Genomic DNA, 15,735 nt, shown 5'->3' with positions numbered 1-15,735 from the left:
TATCAGAACTGATAGCTGGCGGTGACGCTGACGTTACGCGGTTCACCATAGACGATAGAGCCGTCAATGTTGGTGTCGTAAGTCTTATCGAACAGGTTGTTCAGGTTGCCCTGCAGGGAGAAGTTTTTTGTCACCTGGTAACGGGTGAATAAATCTACCAATGCGTAGCTACCCTGTTCGGCACGGAACGTCCCGTACGGCGTCACGGTATCGCTGTAAACGCGATTCTGCCAGTTAACACCACCGCCGACGGTCAGCTCCGGTATCGCTGGCAGACGATAACGGGTGAACAGTTTCACCGTAGTACGTGGCAGGTTTGGGTTCACCGCCTTGCCTTCGTTATCTTCAGCAACGTAGCGCGTTGCGCCAAACGTCATCTGCCAGTTATCGGTGATTGCACCGTTCACTTCGAATTCAACCCCTTTGCTGACTGTACCATTGCTCGACTTATAGGCCGTTTCGCCATTGCTGCCGGCAATTGGCGTACCGGTAGACTGTGCCAGGTTATCCTGTTCGATACGGAATACCGCAAGGGTGGTGGTCAGGCGACTGTTCATCCAGTCCGACTTTAACCCCATCTCATAGTTGTTACCGGTGATCGGGGAGAGGTATTTACCCGAACTGTCACGTTTGTTCTGTGGCTGGAAGATAGAGGTATAGCTGGCGTAAGTTGACCAGTTATCATCAATGTCATACACCAGACCGGCATACGGTGTGGTGTGATTTTTTTCCATGCTGTAGGTCAGGGTGTCGATACGCCAGTTGGTATAACGCGCGCCGAGGATCAAGTGCAGCGGGTCGGCCAGCGAAACACGCGTCGCCGCGTAGAGCGATTTCATGTGGGTGGTATCGTCCTGGGCCAGCGATTGTGGACGCCAGTTAGTCTCAGGAATATTACCGTCGAAGTTATTGAAATTCCCCACTTCGTTCGGATACACGTTATCCCAGGCATTGACATAACGGTTGTTTTGTTTGCTGTAGCTGCCGCCGAGCATCAGGTTATGTTGACGACCAAACAGGTCGTAGCCACCGTCGGCGAACAGATCAACCGCATCGATCTTACGCTTGCCGCTGTTCCACCCCGTACCGCCGACGTTGTCGAAGCCAGGTCCATAATTAGCATAAGGGCCGACCAGCATACCGGTGTTTTTGTCGACATAGGCATCGATGTACATTGTTTTGCTGTCGAACTTAACCTCAGAGTGGGTAGCGTTCAGGGTTGTCTGCCAGGTATCGGCAAAACGCTGTTTCAGCGTGACAAAGACTTTGTTGATGTCTTTGTCATTGTAGGCCCAGTCCGGAGCCGTGCTGCGCGAACGGTCATAGCTGTTTTTGCTGCCGTCGGTATTCCAGCGCGGCAGGCCACCCCAGGTTGGGCTGTTAACGTCAATACGCTGGTATTCATAACCGGCAGACAGGCTGGTGGTGTCACCCAGATCCGCATCGACAATCCCGGAGAAGAACATTTTTTCGCTGTTGTAGCGGTCAAGCCAGGAGTCGTTATTCTGATATCCGGCGACGATGCGAGCGCGCACATTGCCATCTTCGGTTAACGGACTCTGTAAATCAGTGACATAGCGCTGTTTATTCCAGCTGCCGTATTCTGCCGACACATTACCGGTGAACTCGCGGCTGGTGGCGTGTTTACGAATCATGTTAATGGAGGCTGAAGGATTGCCCGTTCCGGTCATCAAACCGTTCGCTCCGCGCACCACTTCTACGCGTTCAAACAAGGCGGTGTCGGAAAGTGCATCGCCGAGGTTCCAGCGGGATTCAAAATAGGTCGGGATCCCGTCGACCATATAGTTATCAATCTCAAAACCGCGGGAAAAATAGCTGTTACGATCGGAGTCAGCCTGGCTTTTACTGATACCGAGCGTATTGTCCATCACATCACCGAGAGTCTGTAACTGCTGATCTTCCATGCGCTGCTGGCTAACGATAGTGACCGACTGAGGTATATCGCGCTGGGTCATCTGCATTTTGGTGCCCGCTGTCGTCGACTTCACGCTGTAATCCTGTTCTTCGCCGGATGCCGAGCCTGCGGTGGCTGAACCATCAACGATTACCGTATCTTCGTTGGCGGCGAAGCCTGAAGCGGGAATAAAAGCCATGGCAATACAGACGGTAAGCAAGGAAGGGGCGAGTGCGGGTTGACGCTGAGAATCCCGGTTGTATGTTGTGAAAGACATCAATAAGTCCTTGATAATTATTAATATTAAGTTCTAATCACCGTTGCGGGTGATGAACCCTTTTGTTGTTAACTATTAAATTTGTATGTAAATGCAAATGCGAAATATACGCATTCATATTCAACGTGTAAACAGATGCTACAGAGATAAATGAAATATTGTTTCAGTACTATGTCTGAGCAATAGCGGCGGTAAATGGTTATAAGAACAGCGGAGGGGGAGCTTTTTGCTTAAAAAATCGGGGGTTAAAGTTGAAAGAGCGTGAGTAACTCGCTCATACTCTATACTCGCAGAGTCGCTCGGCGTAGCATGGCACAACGCATGGGCTGTTAATGAAAAAGGAAAACGTCGTGGCAGAAGAAACTATATTCAGCAAAATTATTCGTCGTGAAATTCCCTCAGACATCGTGTATCAGGACGAACTGGTAACCGCGTTTCGTGATATTTCACCTCAGGCACCCACGCATATCCTGATCATTCCCAACGTTCTGATCCCAACCGTTAACGATGTAACGGCAGAACATGAGCAGGCGTTGGGCCGAATGATCACCGTGGCGGCCAAAATCGCCGAGCAGGAAGGTATTGCCGAAGATGGCTACCGTTTGATCATGAATACCAATCGCCACGGTGGACAAGAGGTGTATCACATCCACATGCATCTGCTAGGGGGCCGTGTGTTGGGGCCAATGCTTGCACATAAAGGTCTATGATAATGACCAGAGGATGCATCGCGCTGACGCTGGGCTTACTGTTGCTGGCTGGCTGTCGTTCACACCCCGAAATTCCGGTCAGTGATGAACAGTCTCTGGTGATGGAATCAACAATACTGGCCGCGGGTATAACAGCAGAACAACCTGCGTTAACCACGTCTGATATTCAGCCTTCGGCATCCTCACGACTCTATAACGAAAGGCAAGAACCCGTCACCGTTCATTATCGGTTTTACTGGTATGACGCCAGAGGGCTGGAAATGCACCCTCTGGAGGCACCACGTAGCGTTACGATTCCGGCACGTTCGTCGGTGACATTGTATGGCAGCGCCAATTTTCTGGGGGCGCACAAGGTTAGACTTTATCTTTATTTGTAAGAGGTGAATCTTGATGATCAAATTGAATCGCTACGCCGTGGTTGCTGCGCTGGCGATATTTCTCTCTGGCTGTGTGGCGCAACGTGAGCCTGCACCGGTAGATGAAGTAAAACCGGTACCGGAACAGCCCGCGCAGCCGCAACAGCCTGTGCCGGTTGTACCTACAGTGCCGACCATTCCGCAGCAGCCGGGTCCGATTGAACATGAGGATCAAACGGCGCAGCCCGCTCCGCGAGTACGTCATTATGACTGGAACGGGGCGATGCAGCCGATGGTGGGCAAAATGCTGCAGGCGGATGGCGTAAAAGCCGGGGGCGTTCTGCTGGTCGACAGCGTGAACAACCGCACTAACGGTTCACTTAATGCAGGGGAAGCCACCGAGACGCTGCGCAATGCCCTGGCGAATAACGGGAAATTTACCCTGGTTTCGGCGCAGCAACTGGCGATAGCGAAGCAGCAACTCGGTTTATCACCGCACGACAGCTTAGGCACGCGCAGCAAAGCGATTGGCATTGCCCGTAACGTCGGTGCCCAGTATGTGCTGTATTCCAGCGCATCCGGTAACGTCAATACGCCATCACTGCAAATGCAATTAATGCTGGTACAAACGGGTGAGATAATCTGGTCAGGTAAAGGTGCCGTTCAGCAACAATAAGCCATTGACGCGCGATGAGGTGTTGTCGCGCTATTTCCCGCAGTATCGTCCCGTCGCAGCTGGTAAGCTTGGCTTGAGCGGCGGGAGCTGCGTCATTGAACATCATTCCCATCGCCTCGTACTGCGCCGTCATCACGATCCTGACGCGCCAGAGTCGCATTTTTTACGCCACTATCATGCGCTAAAACGCCTGTCGGACAGCCTGGCTCCTGAACCTCGTTTTTATACGCGCGGGTGGATGGCCATCGACTATTTTCACGGTAAGGTCGATTCCAGATTACCGGAAGCCGACGAACTCGCGCGCTTACTGTATCATCTTCACCAACAACCCCATTTTGGCTGGCGAGTGAGTCTGCTGCCGTTGCTGGAACAGTACTGGCAGTGTTGTGATCCGACGCGTCGCACATCGCGCTGGTTACGTGTGCTAAAGCGTCTGAGAAAACGACGGGAACCTCATCCCTTGCGTTTGGGGCCTTTGCATATGGATGTCCACGGCGACAACATTGTGCATACGGCGTCAGGTCTGCGGTTGATTGACTGGGAGTATGCCGGGGACGGCGATATCGCCCTCGAGCTGGCGGCAGTGTGGGTCGCTGACGAGTCGCAACATCGCGAGTTGGTCAACGCCTATGCCCGCCATGCGCATATTGACCCAAACGTTCTGTGGCGGCAGATCAGACAGTGGCAACCCTGGATACTGATGCTGAAGGCGGGGTGGTTTGAGTATCGCTGGCAACAGACTGGCGATCGACAATTTATCAGGCTGGCCGATGACACCTGGCGGCAGCTAACCATGAAAGGATAAGGAGAGCAGTGTGGGTCCAGTAATGTTGGATGTTGAAGGGTATGAGCTGGACGCGGAAGAGCGTGAGATTTTGGCGCACCCGTTGGTGGGTGGTTTAATCCTCTTTACCCGCAATTACCACGACCCGGAACAGTTACGTGAATTAGTGCGTCAGATCCGCGCGGCGTCACGTAATCATCTGGTGGTGGCGGTGGATCAAGAAGGCGGGCGCGTGCAGCGTTTTCGCGAAGGCTTTACCCGCCTGCCAGCGGCACAATCCTTTGCCGCACTGCACGGTCTGGAAGAGGGTGGAAAGCTGGCTGAAAACGCCGGATGGTTGATGGCCAGCGAGATGATTGCGATGGACATTGATATCAGTTTTGCCCCCGTTTTGGATGTCGGCCATATTAGTGCCGCGATTGGCGAGCGTTCGTATCATGCCGATCCGCTAAAAGCGCTGGCGATGGCGACGCGCTTTATCGACGGTATGCACGCGGCAGGCATGAAAACCACCGGGAAACATTTCCCTGGACATGGGGCAGTGACGGCGGATTCACACAAAGAAACGCCCACCGATCCGCGACCGGAAGCTGAAATTCGCGCTAACGATATGTCGGTGTTCCAGGCGCTTATTACGGAAAACAAACTCGACGCGATTATGCCTGCGCACGTGATTTATAGCGAAGTAGACTCCCGCCCGGCGAGTGGTTCACCGCACTGGCTAAAAACGGTCCTGCGTCAGGAGCTTGGTTTTGACGGTGTGATTTTCTCTGACGATCTGTCGATGGAAGGTGCGGCAATCATGGGGAGCTATGCAGAGCGAGGCCAGGCATCGCTGGATGCAGGTTGCGATATGATCCTGGTCTGCAATAATCGTAAAGGGGCAGTCAGTGTGTTAGATAATCTGTCGCCGATCAATGCAGAGCGTGTTACACGTTTGTATCATAAAGGTTCATTTTCGCGTCAGGAACTGATGGACTCGGATCGCTGGAAAACAATCAGCGCCCAGCTCAACCAGCTTCATGAACGCTGGCAGGAAGAGAAAGCAGGTCATTAACGCAAGTTTGCGAGGATGCGATGATTATCTATTTACACGGTTTTGACTCTAACAGTCCGGGCAACCACGAGAAAGTGTTGCAATTACAGTTTATTGACCCGGATGTCAGGCTGATTAGCTACAGTACACGGCATCCTAAACATGATATGCAGCATCTGCTGAAAGAAGTAGATAAAATGTTGCAGCTTAATGTCGACGACCGACCGCTGATTTGCGGTGTGGGTCTGGGCGGCTACTGGGCAGAAAGGATTGGTTTTCTGTGTGATATTCGCCAGGTGGTGTTTAACCCTAACTTGTTCCCGAATGAGAACATGGAAGGAAAAATCGACAGGCCGGAAGAGTACGCTGACATCGCCACAAAATGCGTGACCAATTTCCGTGAGAAGAATCGCGACCGGTGTCTGGTCATTCTGTCACGGCATGATGAAGCGCTGAACAGCCAGCGTTCTTCCGAAGAGCTGCATCACTACTATGAAATTGTATGGGACGAAGATCAGACCCATAAATTTAAAAATATCTCCCCACATTTGCAGCGAATCAAAGCCTTTAAGACGTTAGGTTAGTCACTCACCCACGTTTAACAAAGCCAGCCTGCGGGCTGGTTTTTTTATCTTTAAAATTCCAGTTGTCTATCTTTTCAGCATCAAAACTTGATGCACATCAAATTTGGTATGACCAATGCACCGTTCGTGTTATTCTCAGTCTCGAAGGACATTTTCATTATCGTAACGTGTTGTTAATTAAAGGCTATGCCTATAACGTTTAATTAACAATTGGTTAATAAAATTTAAGGGGGTCACGTTGACTACACCATTGAAAAGGATCGTGATTGTCGGCGGCGGTGCTGGCGGACTGGAAATGGCGACGCAGCTCGGTAAAAAGCTGGGGCGCAAGAAGAAGGCCAAAATCACGCTGGTAGACAGAAATCACAGCCATCTATGGAAACCGTTGCTGCACGAAGTGGCAACCGGATCGCTGGATGAGGGTGTTGATGCACTGAGCTATCTGGCGCATGCCCGTAACCACGGCTTTGAATTCCAGCTGGGTTCGGTTATGGATATCGATCGTGAAGCGAAGACTATTACTATCGCTGAGCTGCGCGATGAGAAAGGTGAACTGCTGGTTCCTGAGCGCAAAGTGGCGTATGACACGCTGGTAATGGCGTTGGGTAGTACCTCCAATGATTTCAACACGCCGGGCGTCAAAGATCATTGCATCTTCCTTGATAACCCGCATCAGGCTCGCCGTTTCCATCAGGAAATGCTGAACCTGTTCCTGAAATATTCGGCGAATTTGGGCGCTAACGGCAAAGTGAATATCGCTATTGTCGGTGGTGGTGCGACGGGCGTTGAGCTGTCGGCTGAACTGCATAATGCGGTGAAACAGCTGCACAGCTACGGCTACAAAGGGTTAACCAACGAAGCGCTGAACGTGACGCTGGTGGAAGCCGGTGAGCGTATTCTGCCTGCGTTGCCGCCACGTATTTCCAGCGCGGCTCATAATGAGCTGACCAAGCTGGGCGTGCGTGTGCTGACGCAGACGATGGTGACCAGCGCTGATGAAGGCGGTCTGCACACCAAAGACGGCGAGTATATTGAAGCCGATCTGATGGTCTGGGCGGCAGGTATCAAAGCGCCAGACTTTATGAAGGATATTGGCGGTCTGGAAACGAACCGCATTAATCAGCTGGTGGTTGAACCGACTCTGCAGACGTCGCGCGACCCTGACGTGTACGCGATTGGTGACTGTGCCTCCTGCGCACGTCCGGAAGGGGGCTTTGTCCCGCCGCGCGCCCAGGCTGCACACCAGATGGCATCGTGCGCAATGAGCAACATTCTGGCGCAGATGAACGGCAAGCCGCTGAAGGCGTATCAGTATAAAGATCATGGCTCGCTGGTTTCACTGTCTAACTTCTCTACCGTTGGTAGCCTGATGGGCAACCTGACGCGCGGTTCGATGATGGTGGAAGGGCGCATTGCGCGCTTTGTCTACATCTCGCTGTACCGTATGCACCAGATTGCGCTGCACGGCTATTTCAAAACCGGCCTGATGATGCTGGTGGGTAGTATCAACCGTGTAATTCGCCCGCGCCTGAAACTGCACTAATATCGATGTGTGATGCCGGATGACGCTGTTCATCCGGCCCCTTCCTTAAGAGTTCTCTGAATCCTGCTGCTTTGCTTCCTTGTTCCGCTATTTTCATCCGTAATCTGATTGGCATTTTTCATCTCCTGTTGCAAAGTTGTTGCTAATAGCAAAAAAGGAGGAAGTCCCGTGAATAAATCAATGTTGGCGGGTATAGGGATTGGCGTAGCTGCTGCGCTGGGTGTGGCAGCAGTGGCCAGTCTTAACGTGTTTGAGCGTGGCCCACAATATGCACATGTTGTCTCTGCGACCCCGATTAAAGAAACGGTAAAAACGCCGCGTCAGGAATGCCGTAACGTGACGGTTACCCACCGTAAACCGGTGCAGGATGAAAATCGTATTGCGGGTTCAGTGCTGGGCGCTGTTGCGGGTGGGGTTATCGGTCATCAGTTTGGCGGCGGACGCGGTAAAGATATTGCCACCGTTGCAGGGGCATTAGGTGGCGGTTATGCCGGGAACCAGATCCAGGGTTCGATGCAGGAAAACGATACTTACACCAGTACGCAGCAGCGCTGTAAAACAGTGTATGACAAATCGGAAAAAATGCTGGGTTACGACGTGACCTACAAAATTGGCGATCAGCAGGGCAAAATCCGCATGGATAAAGACCCTGGCTCGCAAATCCCACTGGATAACAACGGCCAGTTGGTGCTGAATAACAACGCGTAAAATAGTCTTGCTCTGTACATTAATTAGCCCCCCATTCGCTCAGGCTGGGGGGCTTTTTTTATCAGAAGGTTAATGCGGAGTTCAGGCCAGAGGCGCGGTTTCTTCTTTCAGCAGTTCAGGCCACAGACGCAGCGTGGTCCGGGTTATCTGCATCAATTTCTCAAAAGTTGCCCCTTCGCGGGCGCTGATCGACATGCCTTGTAAAATACAGTTCAGAAATTCGGCCAGTTTCTGCGGATCGCAGTGTGCCGGAATTTCGCCATGTTGCTGGCGCTGGCGAAGAAACTGGGTCAGCGTTTGCTCCTGCATGGCATGGCGGGATTTCACCGTGTGCGCAATATCGCGAGAAGAGGCGGCAAGCGTTGCGGAGGTATTAATCATAAAACATCCTGCCGGGGTGTCTTTGCTAGTGAAGCAGGTGGCGATTGCCGTGAAATAGTCTTCCAGCGCACAGGTGAGGCTTTTTTCTTCGCAAAAGAGTTGGGCTTCGTGCTTTGCAGCGAAGCAGGTGATGTAGCGGTCCAACACGGCACGAAATAACCCTTCCTTATTGGTGAATTCCGCATACAGCGTGGGCGCTTTGGCACCGGTTGCTTCCACGAGATCGGCGAGCGAGGTCGCTTCATATCCGTGCTGCCAGAAGAGTGTCATGGCCTTATCAAGCGCGGCTTCCCTGTCGAACACTTTTGGTCGGCCACGGCTTTTTTTTGCACAACCTGTCGTTTCAGTTGTCATGGTGCCGTCGTACCTGGTTGGGTTTATTGAACAATCATTATAAAAATATTTGCCCACACTCTCCAGTGTATTCACGATAAAAATAATTTGTTTCTATTGATATGAAAAATAAGACCTTTGTATTTTATATAACGATCGTTATAAAAAACATTGACGTGTGACCTGGATCACATCTATGATTTCCCTATCGATCGTTAAGTTAATCTTTTCGACAGACATTCATCTGCATAAGGTCACTATTATGAAAAACGTAAAAACGCTGCTACTTGCTACGGTTCTGAGCTCACTTTCATTTGCCAGCTTTGCCGCTGTAGAAGTTCAGGCCACGCCTGAAGGCCAACAGAAGGTAGGGATTATCTCTGCGAATGCGGGGACTAACTTAGGTTCTCTGGAAGATCAACTGGCGCAGAAAGCAGATGAAATGGGGGCGAAATCGTTCCGTATTACCTCTGTGACCGGTCCTAACACTCTTCATGGTACAGCGGTAATCTACAAATAAGTTTTAACCCATCGCAATGCCACTGCGAGTTAACTAAAAAAACCCCCGCGGAATAACATCCAGCGGGGGTTTTTTATGGGCAACCGTTTACAGTGACTGCTGACTGACGTCGTGATGACGCGTTACGTCTACCGGCATCCCGGAACGCAGTTCCATAGCGTGTTCCATGACGGAGGCATCCGTTTGTGCTGCATTCTTAAACGTCTTCATCGACGCGTTCAGTACGATCGGCAGCACCTGCGGATCGTCATCAATATTTTCCGACAGCGGCTGATGCACTTCTACGAGGCGCACGCCGTTGGGTTCAACAGAGGCTTTGATTGGCGTGTTGATAATATTGACCTTGGTACCTGGCGTAACCTGACGGAATAAGGTTTCAATATCACCGTCGCGCAGGCGAATACAGCCAGAGCTGACGCGCATACCGATACCAAAATCAGCGTTGGTACCGTGAAGTAAATAGACTCCACCGTAAGCCGCCAGGCGGATGGCATGATGACCCATCGGGTTATCCGGACCCGCAGGGACGACGGCAGGCAGGTCGATACCATTGGCTTTGTAACGGGCGCGGATATTGGCCGTTGGGGTCCAGGTCGGGTTGGCTCGTTTATCAGAGATACTGGTTACCATGGTGGGGGTCAGGGTATCTCCGCCCAGTTGACCAATACCAATCGGATACACGGTCACCGAATTTTTACCTGGGTGATAATAGTACAGACGCAACTCGGCAAGATTAATCACAATCCCTTCGCGCGGGGCATCCGGTAGCAGGGTTTGCAGCGGAATGGTTAATACGCTACCGGCTCTTGGCACGAAAGGGTCGACGCCAGGATTAGCCTGTAGCAGCGCTAAAAAACCCACATTGTACTTTTTCGCAATGGCTTCCAGTGAACCGCCGTTATCTTCGACAACGTGTACGGTATTTTCACCCACCAGTCTGCTTCCTGGCGGAGGCAGCGGCCAGGTGTTCGCCTGGGCCGGAAGCGCCAGCGCAAGAGACGCGGCAAGCGTAAAATACGTCAGCCAGCGAGAGAATTGCTTATTGTTTAACATTGCCATAAGTCCATTGTTTTTACGTGGTTTTTATCATGTAAAAGTAAACAGGAATTATGGCGGTTTGCTGTGTCGGGAAGTGCAGGGAAGTGCAAAGAGTTTGTAAATTCAACTGGCCGGGTGCGTACGGTGAACTGCACCCGGCCTGATGGCTATGCTACGGCGTTTTCTTCCAGTTGGCGCATAAACTGACGCACCCACTCCATACGCGTTTTACGGTCAGCAAGGTCCTGAATAAACTTCAGGCGCGTGGGACCGTCCAGGCGGAAGTGCTGTGGTTGTTTTTGCAGCAAACCGATCAGCCACACTGGGTTGACGTGGTTTTTCTCTGCAAATTCAATGGTACCGCCTTTTTCATTACCCTCGAGCTTTCTGATACCCAGCTTTTGCGCCTGCTGGCGCAGACGGGCAATATCCAGCAGCGTGCGGGCAGGATCGGGCAGCAGGCCAAAGCGGTCGATTAGCTCGACCTTGATCTCTTCCAGTTCATTTTCACCCTTTGCACTGGCAATGCGTTTATAGAATGACAGTCGCGTGTTCACATCGGGAATGAAATCATCCGGCAACAGCGACGGCATGCGCAGTTCCACTTCGGTTTGTTGACTGGTGAGATCTTCCAGCGACGGCTCACGCCCTTCTTTGAGCGCATCCACCGCGTTCTCCAGCAGCTCCATATACAGCGAGAAACCGATGGTTTCCATTGAGCCGCTCTGGTCTTCACCCAGCAGTTCGCCTGCCCCGCGAATCTCGAGGTCGTGGGTCGCCAACGCAAAACCTGCACCCAAATCTTCCAGTGAGGCAATGGCTTCGAGGCGTTTTTGTGCGTCGGTGGTCATGGCTTTCGGGTGCGGTGTCAGCAGCCAGGCGTAGGCCTGGTGATGCGAGCGTCCCACGCGACCACGTAGCTGATGCAGCTGCGCCAGACCGAAGTGGTCCGCACGTTCGATGATAATCGTGTTGGCAGTCGGAATGTCGATCCCGGTTTCGATAATGGTGGTACACACCAGCACGTTAAATCGCTGGTGGTGGAAATCGTTCATCACGCGTTCCAGCTCGCGCTCGCGCATCTGTCCATGCCCGATGGCAATACGCGCTTCCGGCACCAGTTCTGCCAGCCTGTCGGCAGTTTTCTGGATGTTCTCAACGTCGTTGAACAGATAATAGACCTGACCGCCACGCAGCACTTCACGCAGAATGGCTTCGCGTACCACCAGATTGTCATACTCGCGTACAAAGGTTTTGACCGCCAGACGGCGGGCGGGCGGCGTGGCAATGATCGACAGATCGCGCATACCGCTCATCGCCATATTCAGCGTGCGAGGGATCGGCGTTGCGGTTAGCGTCAGAATATCCACGTCAGCGCGCATCGCTTTGATTCGCTCTTTATGCCGCACGCCGAAGCGGTGCTCTTCATCGACGATCAGCAGACCTAAATCTTTTAGCTTCACATCGCTTTGTAGCAGTTTGTGGGTACCGATAAGAATATCGATTTTACCTTCAGCGACCTGCTCCAGGATCTGCGCTTGCTCTTTGGCGCTACGAAAACGCGACAACATCTCAATGCGTACCGGCCAGTTGGCAAAGCGGTCACGGAAGTTGTCGAAGTGCTGCTGAGCAAGCAGGGTGGTCGGTACCAGTACGGCGACCTGTTTGTGGTTCTCGACGGCGAGGAAGGCGGCGCGCATCGCAACTTCGGTTTTACCGAAGCCAACGTCGCCGCAGACTAGTCGATCCATCGCCAGCGGCTGACACATATCGCTGAGTACCGCGTTAATGGCCTGCGCCTGATCGGGGGTGGTTTCAAACGGGAAGCTGTCGCAAAACAGCTGATACTGTTCGCGGTCATGCTTAAAGGCAAAGCCTTCTTTCGCCGCACGCTGGGCGTAGATGTCCAACAGTTCTGCTGCCACATCGCGCACTTTCTCGGCGGCTTTTTGCCGCGCACGTGACCAGGCGTCACCGCCGAGTTTATGCAGCGGCGCATTTTCTTCTGCACCACCGGCGTAACGGCTGATTAAATGTAATGACGACACGGGTACATACAGTTTGGCGTCGTTGGCGTAGGTGAGCATCAGGTATTCAGCGGTGATACCGCCTGCTTCCAGCGTGGTCATGCCGGCGTAGCGCCCCACGCCGTGCTCCAGATGCACCACCGGCTGACCGGGGTGCAACTCCGCCAGGTTGCGGATTAAGGTATCGGGGTTGATGGTGCGACGCGAATCCTGACGACGGCGCGCCACGCGCTCGCCGAGGAGATCGCTTTCGCAGATCAGCGCCAGATTACGTTTGCTATCAATAAACCCGTGTTCCGCCGAGCCAATCATCAGATAACGACCGGCATCGACCGCTTCATCGAGGCGCAAAATGCGCTTCGGCGCAATCTTGATACGGGCGAGCAGTTCACCGAGAGCTTCGCGACGGCCTTCACTTTCTACCGAGAAAATCACCGGACCGGTAAAGGCTTCAAGGAACTTACGTAATGCGTCCAACGGCGCTTTTTGCTGCGCCTGGACGGCCAGGTCTGGCAGCTTCTGGAACCCGAGGTTGGTATTCGCCGCTTTTTTCGGCAGGCTCTCGGTTTTCAGCTGAACGCGGGGCCAGCGTTTAAGTTCAGAGAACAGCTCATCCACCCGCAGCCACAGTGATTCCGGCGGCAGAAGTGGACGCATCGGGTCAACGCCCCGATTCTCAAAGCGTGACAGCGTGTCGGCCTGAAAGCGCTCGGCGCTGGTTTCTAGATCGCCGGTATTCACCAGCAGCGTATTGGCCGGGAAGTAGCTGAATAGCGGCGGCAACGGCTCGCTGAAAAACAGCGGCTGCCAGTATTCGATCCCGGCAGGAAGCGTACCTTTACTGACCTGCTGATAAATATGTTCCGCGTCGCGTTTCACCTCAAAGGTGTCGCGCCACTGGCTGCGAAACAGTTCGATAGCCGTTTTATCGGTGGGGAATTCGTGCGCGGGCAGCAGATTAATGGCGTCGACTTCTTCCAGCGTGCGCTGGGTATCGGTATCAAACAGACGCAAGCTGTCAATTTCATCATCAAAAAAATCAAGACGATAGGGAAACTCGCTGCCCATCGGGAACAGATCCAACAGTGCACCGCGCGTGGCATATTCACCGTGTTCCATGACTTGATCAACGTGGCGATAACCGGCACTTTCCAGCTGTTCACGCAGCGCGTCACGCGATAAACGCTGACCTTTTTTCATCACCAGCGCGTGACCGTGCAGATAGCTGTGCGGACACACGCGTTGCATCAGCGTGTTGACCGGTACGATCAGCACGCCGCGCTGCATGGACGGCAGTTGATATAGCGTGGAGAGCCGCGAGGAGATGATTTCCTGATGCGGTGAAAAACTGTCGTACGGGAGCGTTTCCCAATCCGCGAGGTTCATCACCATCTGGTCGGTAAACTGGCGAATTTCGTCATGCAGGCGCAGGGCATTTTGCATGTCAGGTGCGATGAGTACCACGGGGCCGGCGTGGTGTTCGGCAATGTCTGCCACCAGCGTGGCACAGGCGGCACCGGTAAGTTCACCTAACTGGCGCTGATCGCCAGCTTTCGCCGGGAGCGTGTAACGATGTTGTTCAGGCATTAGGTTGTCAGGATCTCGTTTAGATATACGTCTGATAAGCAATGTTCTTATTATCCGCAAACGTTTCTCATAAGCAAATTGATTCGCCCCCTGATGGGGGCAAAAAGCGCGTTAAGGTTAGCGCGAGGCGGCCGGTAAAGAGGGTGGGGAAAACAGCAGGTCGGCAACGGTTTTTTGTGAAATTTTGCGTACCAGCAGGCCAAACAAGGTACACAGCAGCAAACAGACAAACGGATAAATCAGCAGCAGGGCCAGTTCTGCATGCGCAGACCATTTAGCATGATTGATGACGGGAATCAGCGTTAAGCTGAACAGTTCGACCAAAATTCGGTGGGTTGTGTAGATGGCGATTGTGTTAGAGCCGATCACGCTTAATGGGCTGGTCGCACGCATACCGAAGCGTTGCTCGAACTGATAAAACAGCTTCATGATCAGCACAATGGAAACCAATGAAAGCAGCAGCGAAACGTTGGCCAGCCATGCGATGACCGCCAGAATCATCGTCAACGAGAACAGGATCGGGTGGCGGCGCAGCGGAACCTCTTTAATCCCTGCCATCAGCGTGCAGCCAAACCATGCCCCGAGACTGTAATACGCCAGATTACGTATCACGCTATTCATTCCCCACCACGGCGTCGGAAAAAAATTGACCGCCACACTGAGCAATACGAACAGAGCCAGCAGCGGCAGCGCCCAGCGGCTGAAAAGTTTGCACAGAATGAAGTAGACGATCAGCGCATACAGATACCATAAACTGGTGCTGGCGGTCAGCATGCCCCAGGAAAAGTCGCCGACGGAACCGGCATACGCGGCGTTGGCGGCCTGGCTCAGATCGCGCTCTGGTGCCAGCCAGTGATTGAGCATGGTGAGTGCCAGCCATTGCACCATTCCCCACAGCAGCAGTACCCAGGCAATATTCCAGATCCGTTTATCTACGCAGGTCGTCCAGCCCACGCCATCGATGTATCGACGGATCAGATATCCCGAAATAAAGAAAAACACCGGCATGCGAAACGGAGCCAGGTAAAGATTGAGGTAAATCCAGCACTTGGTCAGCAGTTCTGACAGCGGATGCTGAAAACTGGTGAGATGGGGGTAAAAGGTAATCACGGAATGGTAAATGACCACCAGGCAAATACATAACCCTTTGATTTGGTTAATCCATAGCTCTTTTTTTATCATTACGTCGACGTATCCGTAGTGTTAAACATAACCTGCTATCCTGCGGATGGCAGGCGTCGCTGTAATGCGTAACCGTCT

At 52.7% G+C, this 15,735-nt stretch carries 14 protein-coding genes; 9 read left to right on the top strand and 5 right to left on the bottom strand.

Translation table 11 applies throughout. The features are described from left to right. Positions 1-2: 2 nt before the first annotated feature. A complete protein-coding gene (gene fhuE / locus AC3ITF_RS12925; RefSeq protein ID WP_135912196.1) occupies positions 3-2,192 on the bottom strand; it encodes a ferric-rhodotorulic acid/ferric-coprogen receptor FhuE in 2,190 nt (729 codons plus the stop codon). A 350-nt stretch (positions 2,193-2,542) separates the two neighbouring features. Here fhuE and hinT point away from each other — a divergent pair, with 350 nt between their 5' ends. From hinT to AC3ITF_RS12885, 8 genes are all read left to right on the top strand, one after another. Then, positions 2,543-2,902 carry a purine nucleoside phosphoramidase gene (gene hinT / locus AC3ITF_RS12920; RefSeq protein ID WP_096759427.1) on the top strand — a complete coding sequence of 120 codons (360 nt, stop codon included), beginning with the start codon at positions 2,543-2,545 and terminating at the stop codon, positions 2,900-2,902. Between the two features lie 2 nt (positions 2,903-2,904). Further along, positions 2,905-3,279, top strand: a complete 375-nt coding sequence (locus tag AC3ITF_RS12915) for a YcfL family putative periplasmic lipoprotein (protein WP_096757423.1) — start codon at positions 2,905-2,907, stop codon at positions 3,277-3,279. A 13-nt stretch (positions 3,280-3,292) separates the two neighbouring features. After that, complete coding sequence (lpoB, locus tag AC3ITF_RS12910; protein ID WP_096757422.1) at positions 3,293-3,934, top strand: penicillin-binding protein activator LpoB; 642 nt, start codon at positions 3,293-3,295, stop codon at positions 3,932-3,934. Further along, positions 3,915-4,739, top strand: coding sequence for a thiamine kinase (thiK, locus tag AC3ITF_RS12905; RefSeq protein ID WP_489175720.1), 825 nt, complete (start codon positions 3,915-3,917; stop codon positions 4,737-4,739). The genes lpoB and thiK overlap by 20 nt, the downstream gene beginning before the upstream one ends. A gap of 10 nt (positions 4,740-4,749) precedes the next feature. Further along, positions 4,750-5,775, top strand: coding sequence for a beta-N-acetylhexosaminidase (nagZ, locus tag AC3ITF_RS12900; RefSeq protein WP_096757420.1), 1,026 nt, complete (start codon positions 4,750-4,752; stop codon positions 5,773-5,775). 20 nt (positions 5,776-5,795) lie between these two features. After that, complete coding sequence (ycfP, locus tag AC3ITF_RS12895; protein WP_115258746.1) at positions 5,796-6,338, top strand: alpha/beta hydrolase YcfP; 543 nt, start codon at positions 5,796-5,798, stop codon at positions 6,336-6,338. 238 nt (positions 6,339-6,576) lie between these two features. Next, positions 6,577-7,881, top strand: coding sequence for an NADH-quinone dehydrogenase (gene ndh / locus AC3ITF_RS12890; RefSeq protein ID WP_117341953.1), 1,305 nt, complete (start codon positions 6,577-6,579; stop codon positions 7,879-7,881). Between the two features lie 168 nt (positions 7,882-8,049). Continuing rightward, complete coding sequence (locus AC3ITF_RS12885) at positions 8,050-8,589, top strand: glycine zipper 2TM domain-containing protein (protein WP_096757417.1); 540 nt, start codon at positions 8,050-8,052, stop codon at positions 8,587-8,589. Between the two features lie 81 nt (positions 8,590-8,670). On the opposite strand, the gene comR is transcribed toward AC3ITF_RS12885, so the two are convergent. After that, complete coding sequence (gene comR, locus AC3ITF_RS12880) at positions 8,671-9,324, bottom strand: TetR family copper-responsive transcriptional repressor ComR (protein WP_137363086.1); 654 nt, start codon at positions 9,322-9,324, stop codon at positions 8,671-8,673. Between the two features lie 241 nt (positions 9,325-9,565). Between comR and bhsA the strand changes: the two genes are divergently transcribed. Beyond that, positions 9,566-9,823, top strand: coding sequence for a multiple stress resistance protein BhsA (bhsA, locus tag AC3ITF_RS12875; RefSeq protein ID WP_096759426.1), 258 nt, complete (start codon positions 9,566-9,568; stop codon positions 9,821-9,823). 87 nt (positions 9,824-9,910) lie between these two features. Here bhsA and ldtC read toward each other — a convergent pair whose 3' ends face one another. The 3 genes from ldtC to AC3ITF_RS12860 form a co-directional block, all read right to left on the bottom strand. Next, the gene (ldtC, locus tag AC3ITF_RS12870) at positions 9,911-10,876 is read right to left on the bottom strand and encodes a L,D-transpeptidase LdtC (protein ID WP_489175719.1); all 966 of its coding nucleotides are present in this window, start codon (positions 10,874-10,876) and stop codon (positions 9,911-9,913) included. A gap of 152 nt (positions 10,877-11,028) precedes the next feature. Then, positions 11,029-14,475, bottom strand: coding sequence for a transcription-repair coupling factor (gene mfd / locus AC3ITF_RS12865; RefSeq protein ID WP_115258743.1), 3,447 nt, complete (start codon positions 14,473-14,475; stop codon positions 11,029-11,031). 117 nt (positions 14,476-14,592) lie between these two features. Continuing rightward, a complete protein-coding gene (locus AC3ITF_RS12860) occupies positions 14,593-15,657 on the bottom strand; it encodes an acyltransferase family protein (protein ID WP_489175718.1) in 1,065 nt (354 codons plus the stop codon). Between the last annotated feature and the right edge of the window lie 78 nt (positions 15,658-15,735).

The sequence above is a fragment of the Citrobacter sp. KH_055_1 genome (genome assembly GCF_057838705.1).
The sequence above is the reverse complement of the archived record's forward strand: the minus strand, read 5'-3'. Positions and strand labels throughout refer to the sequence as shown.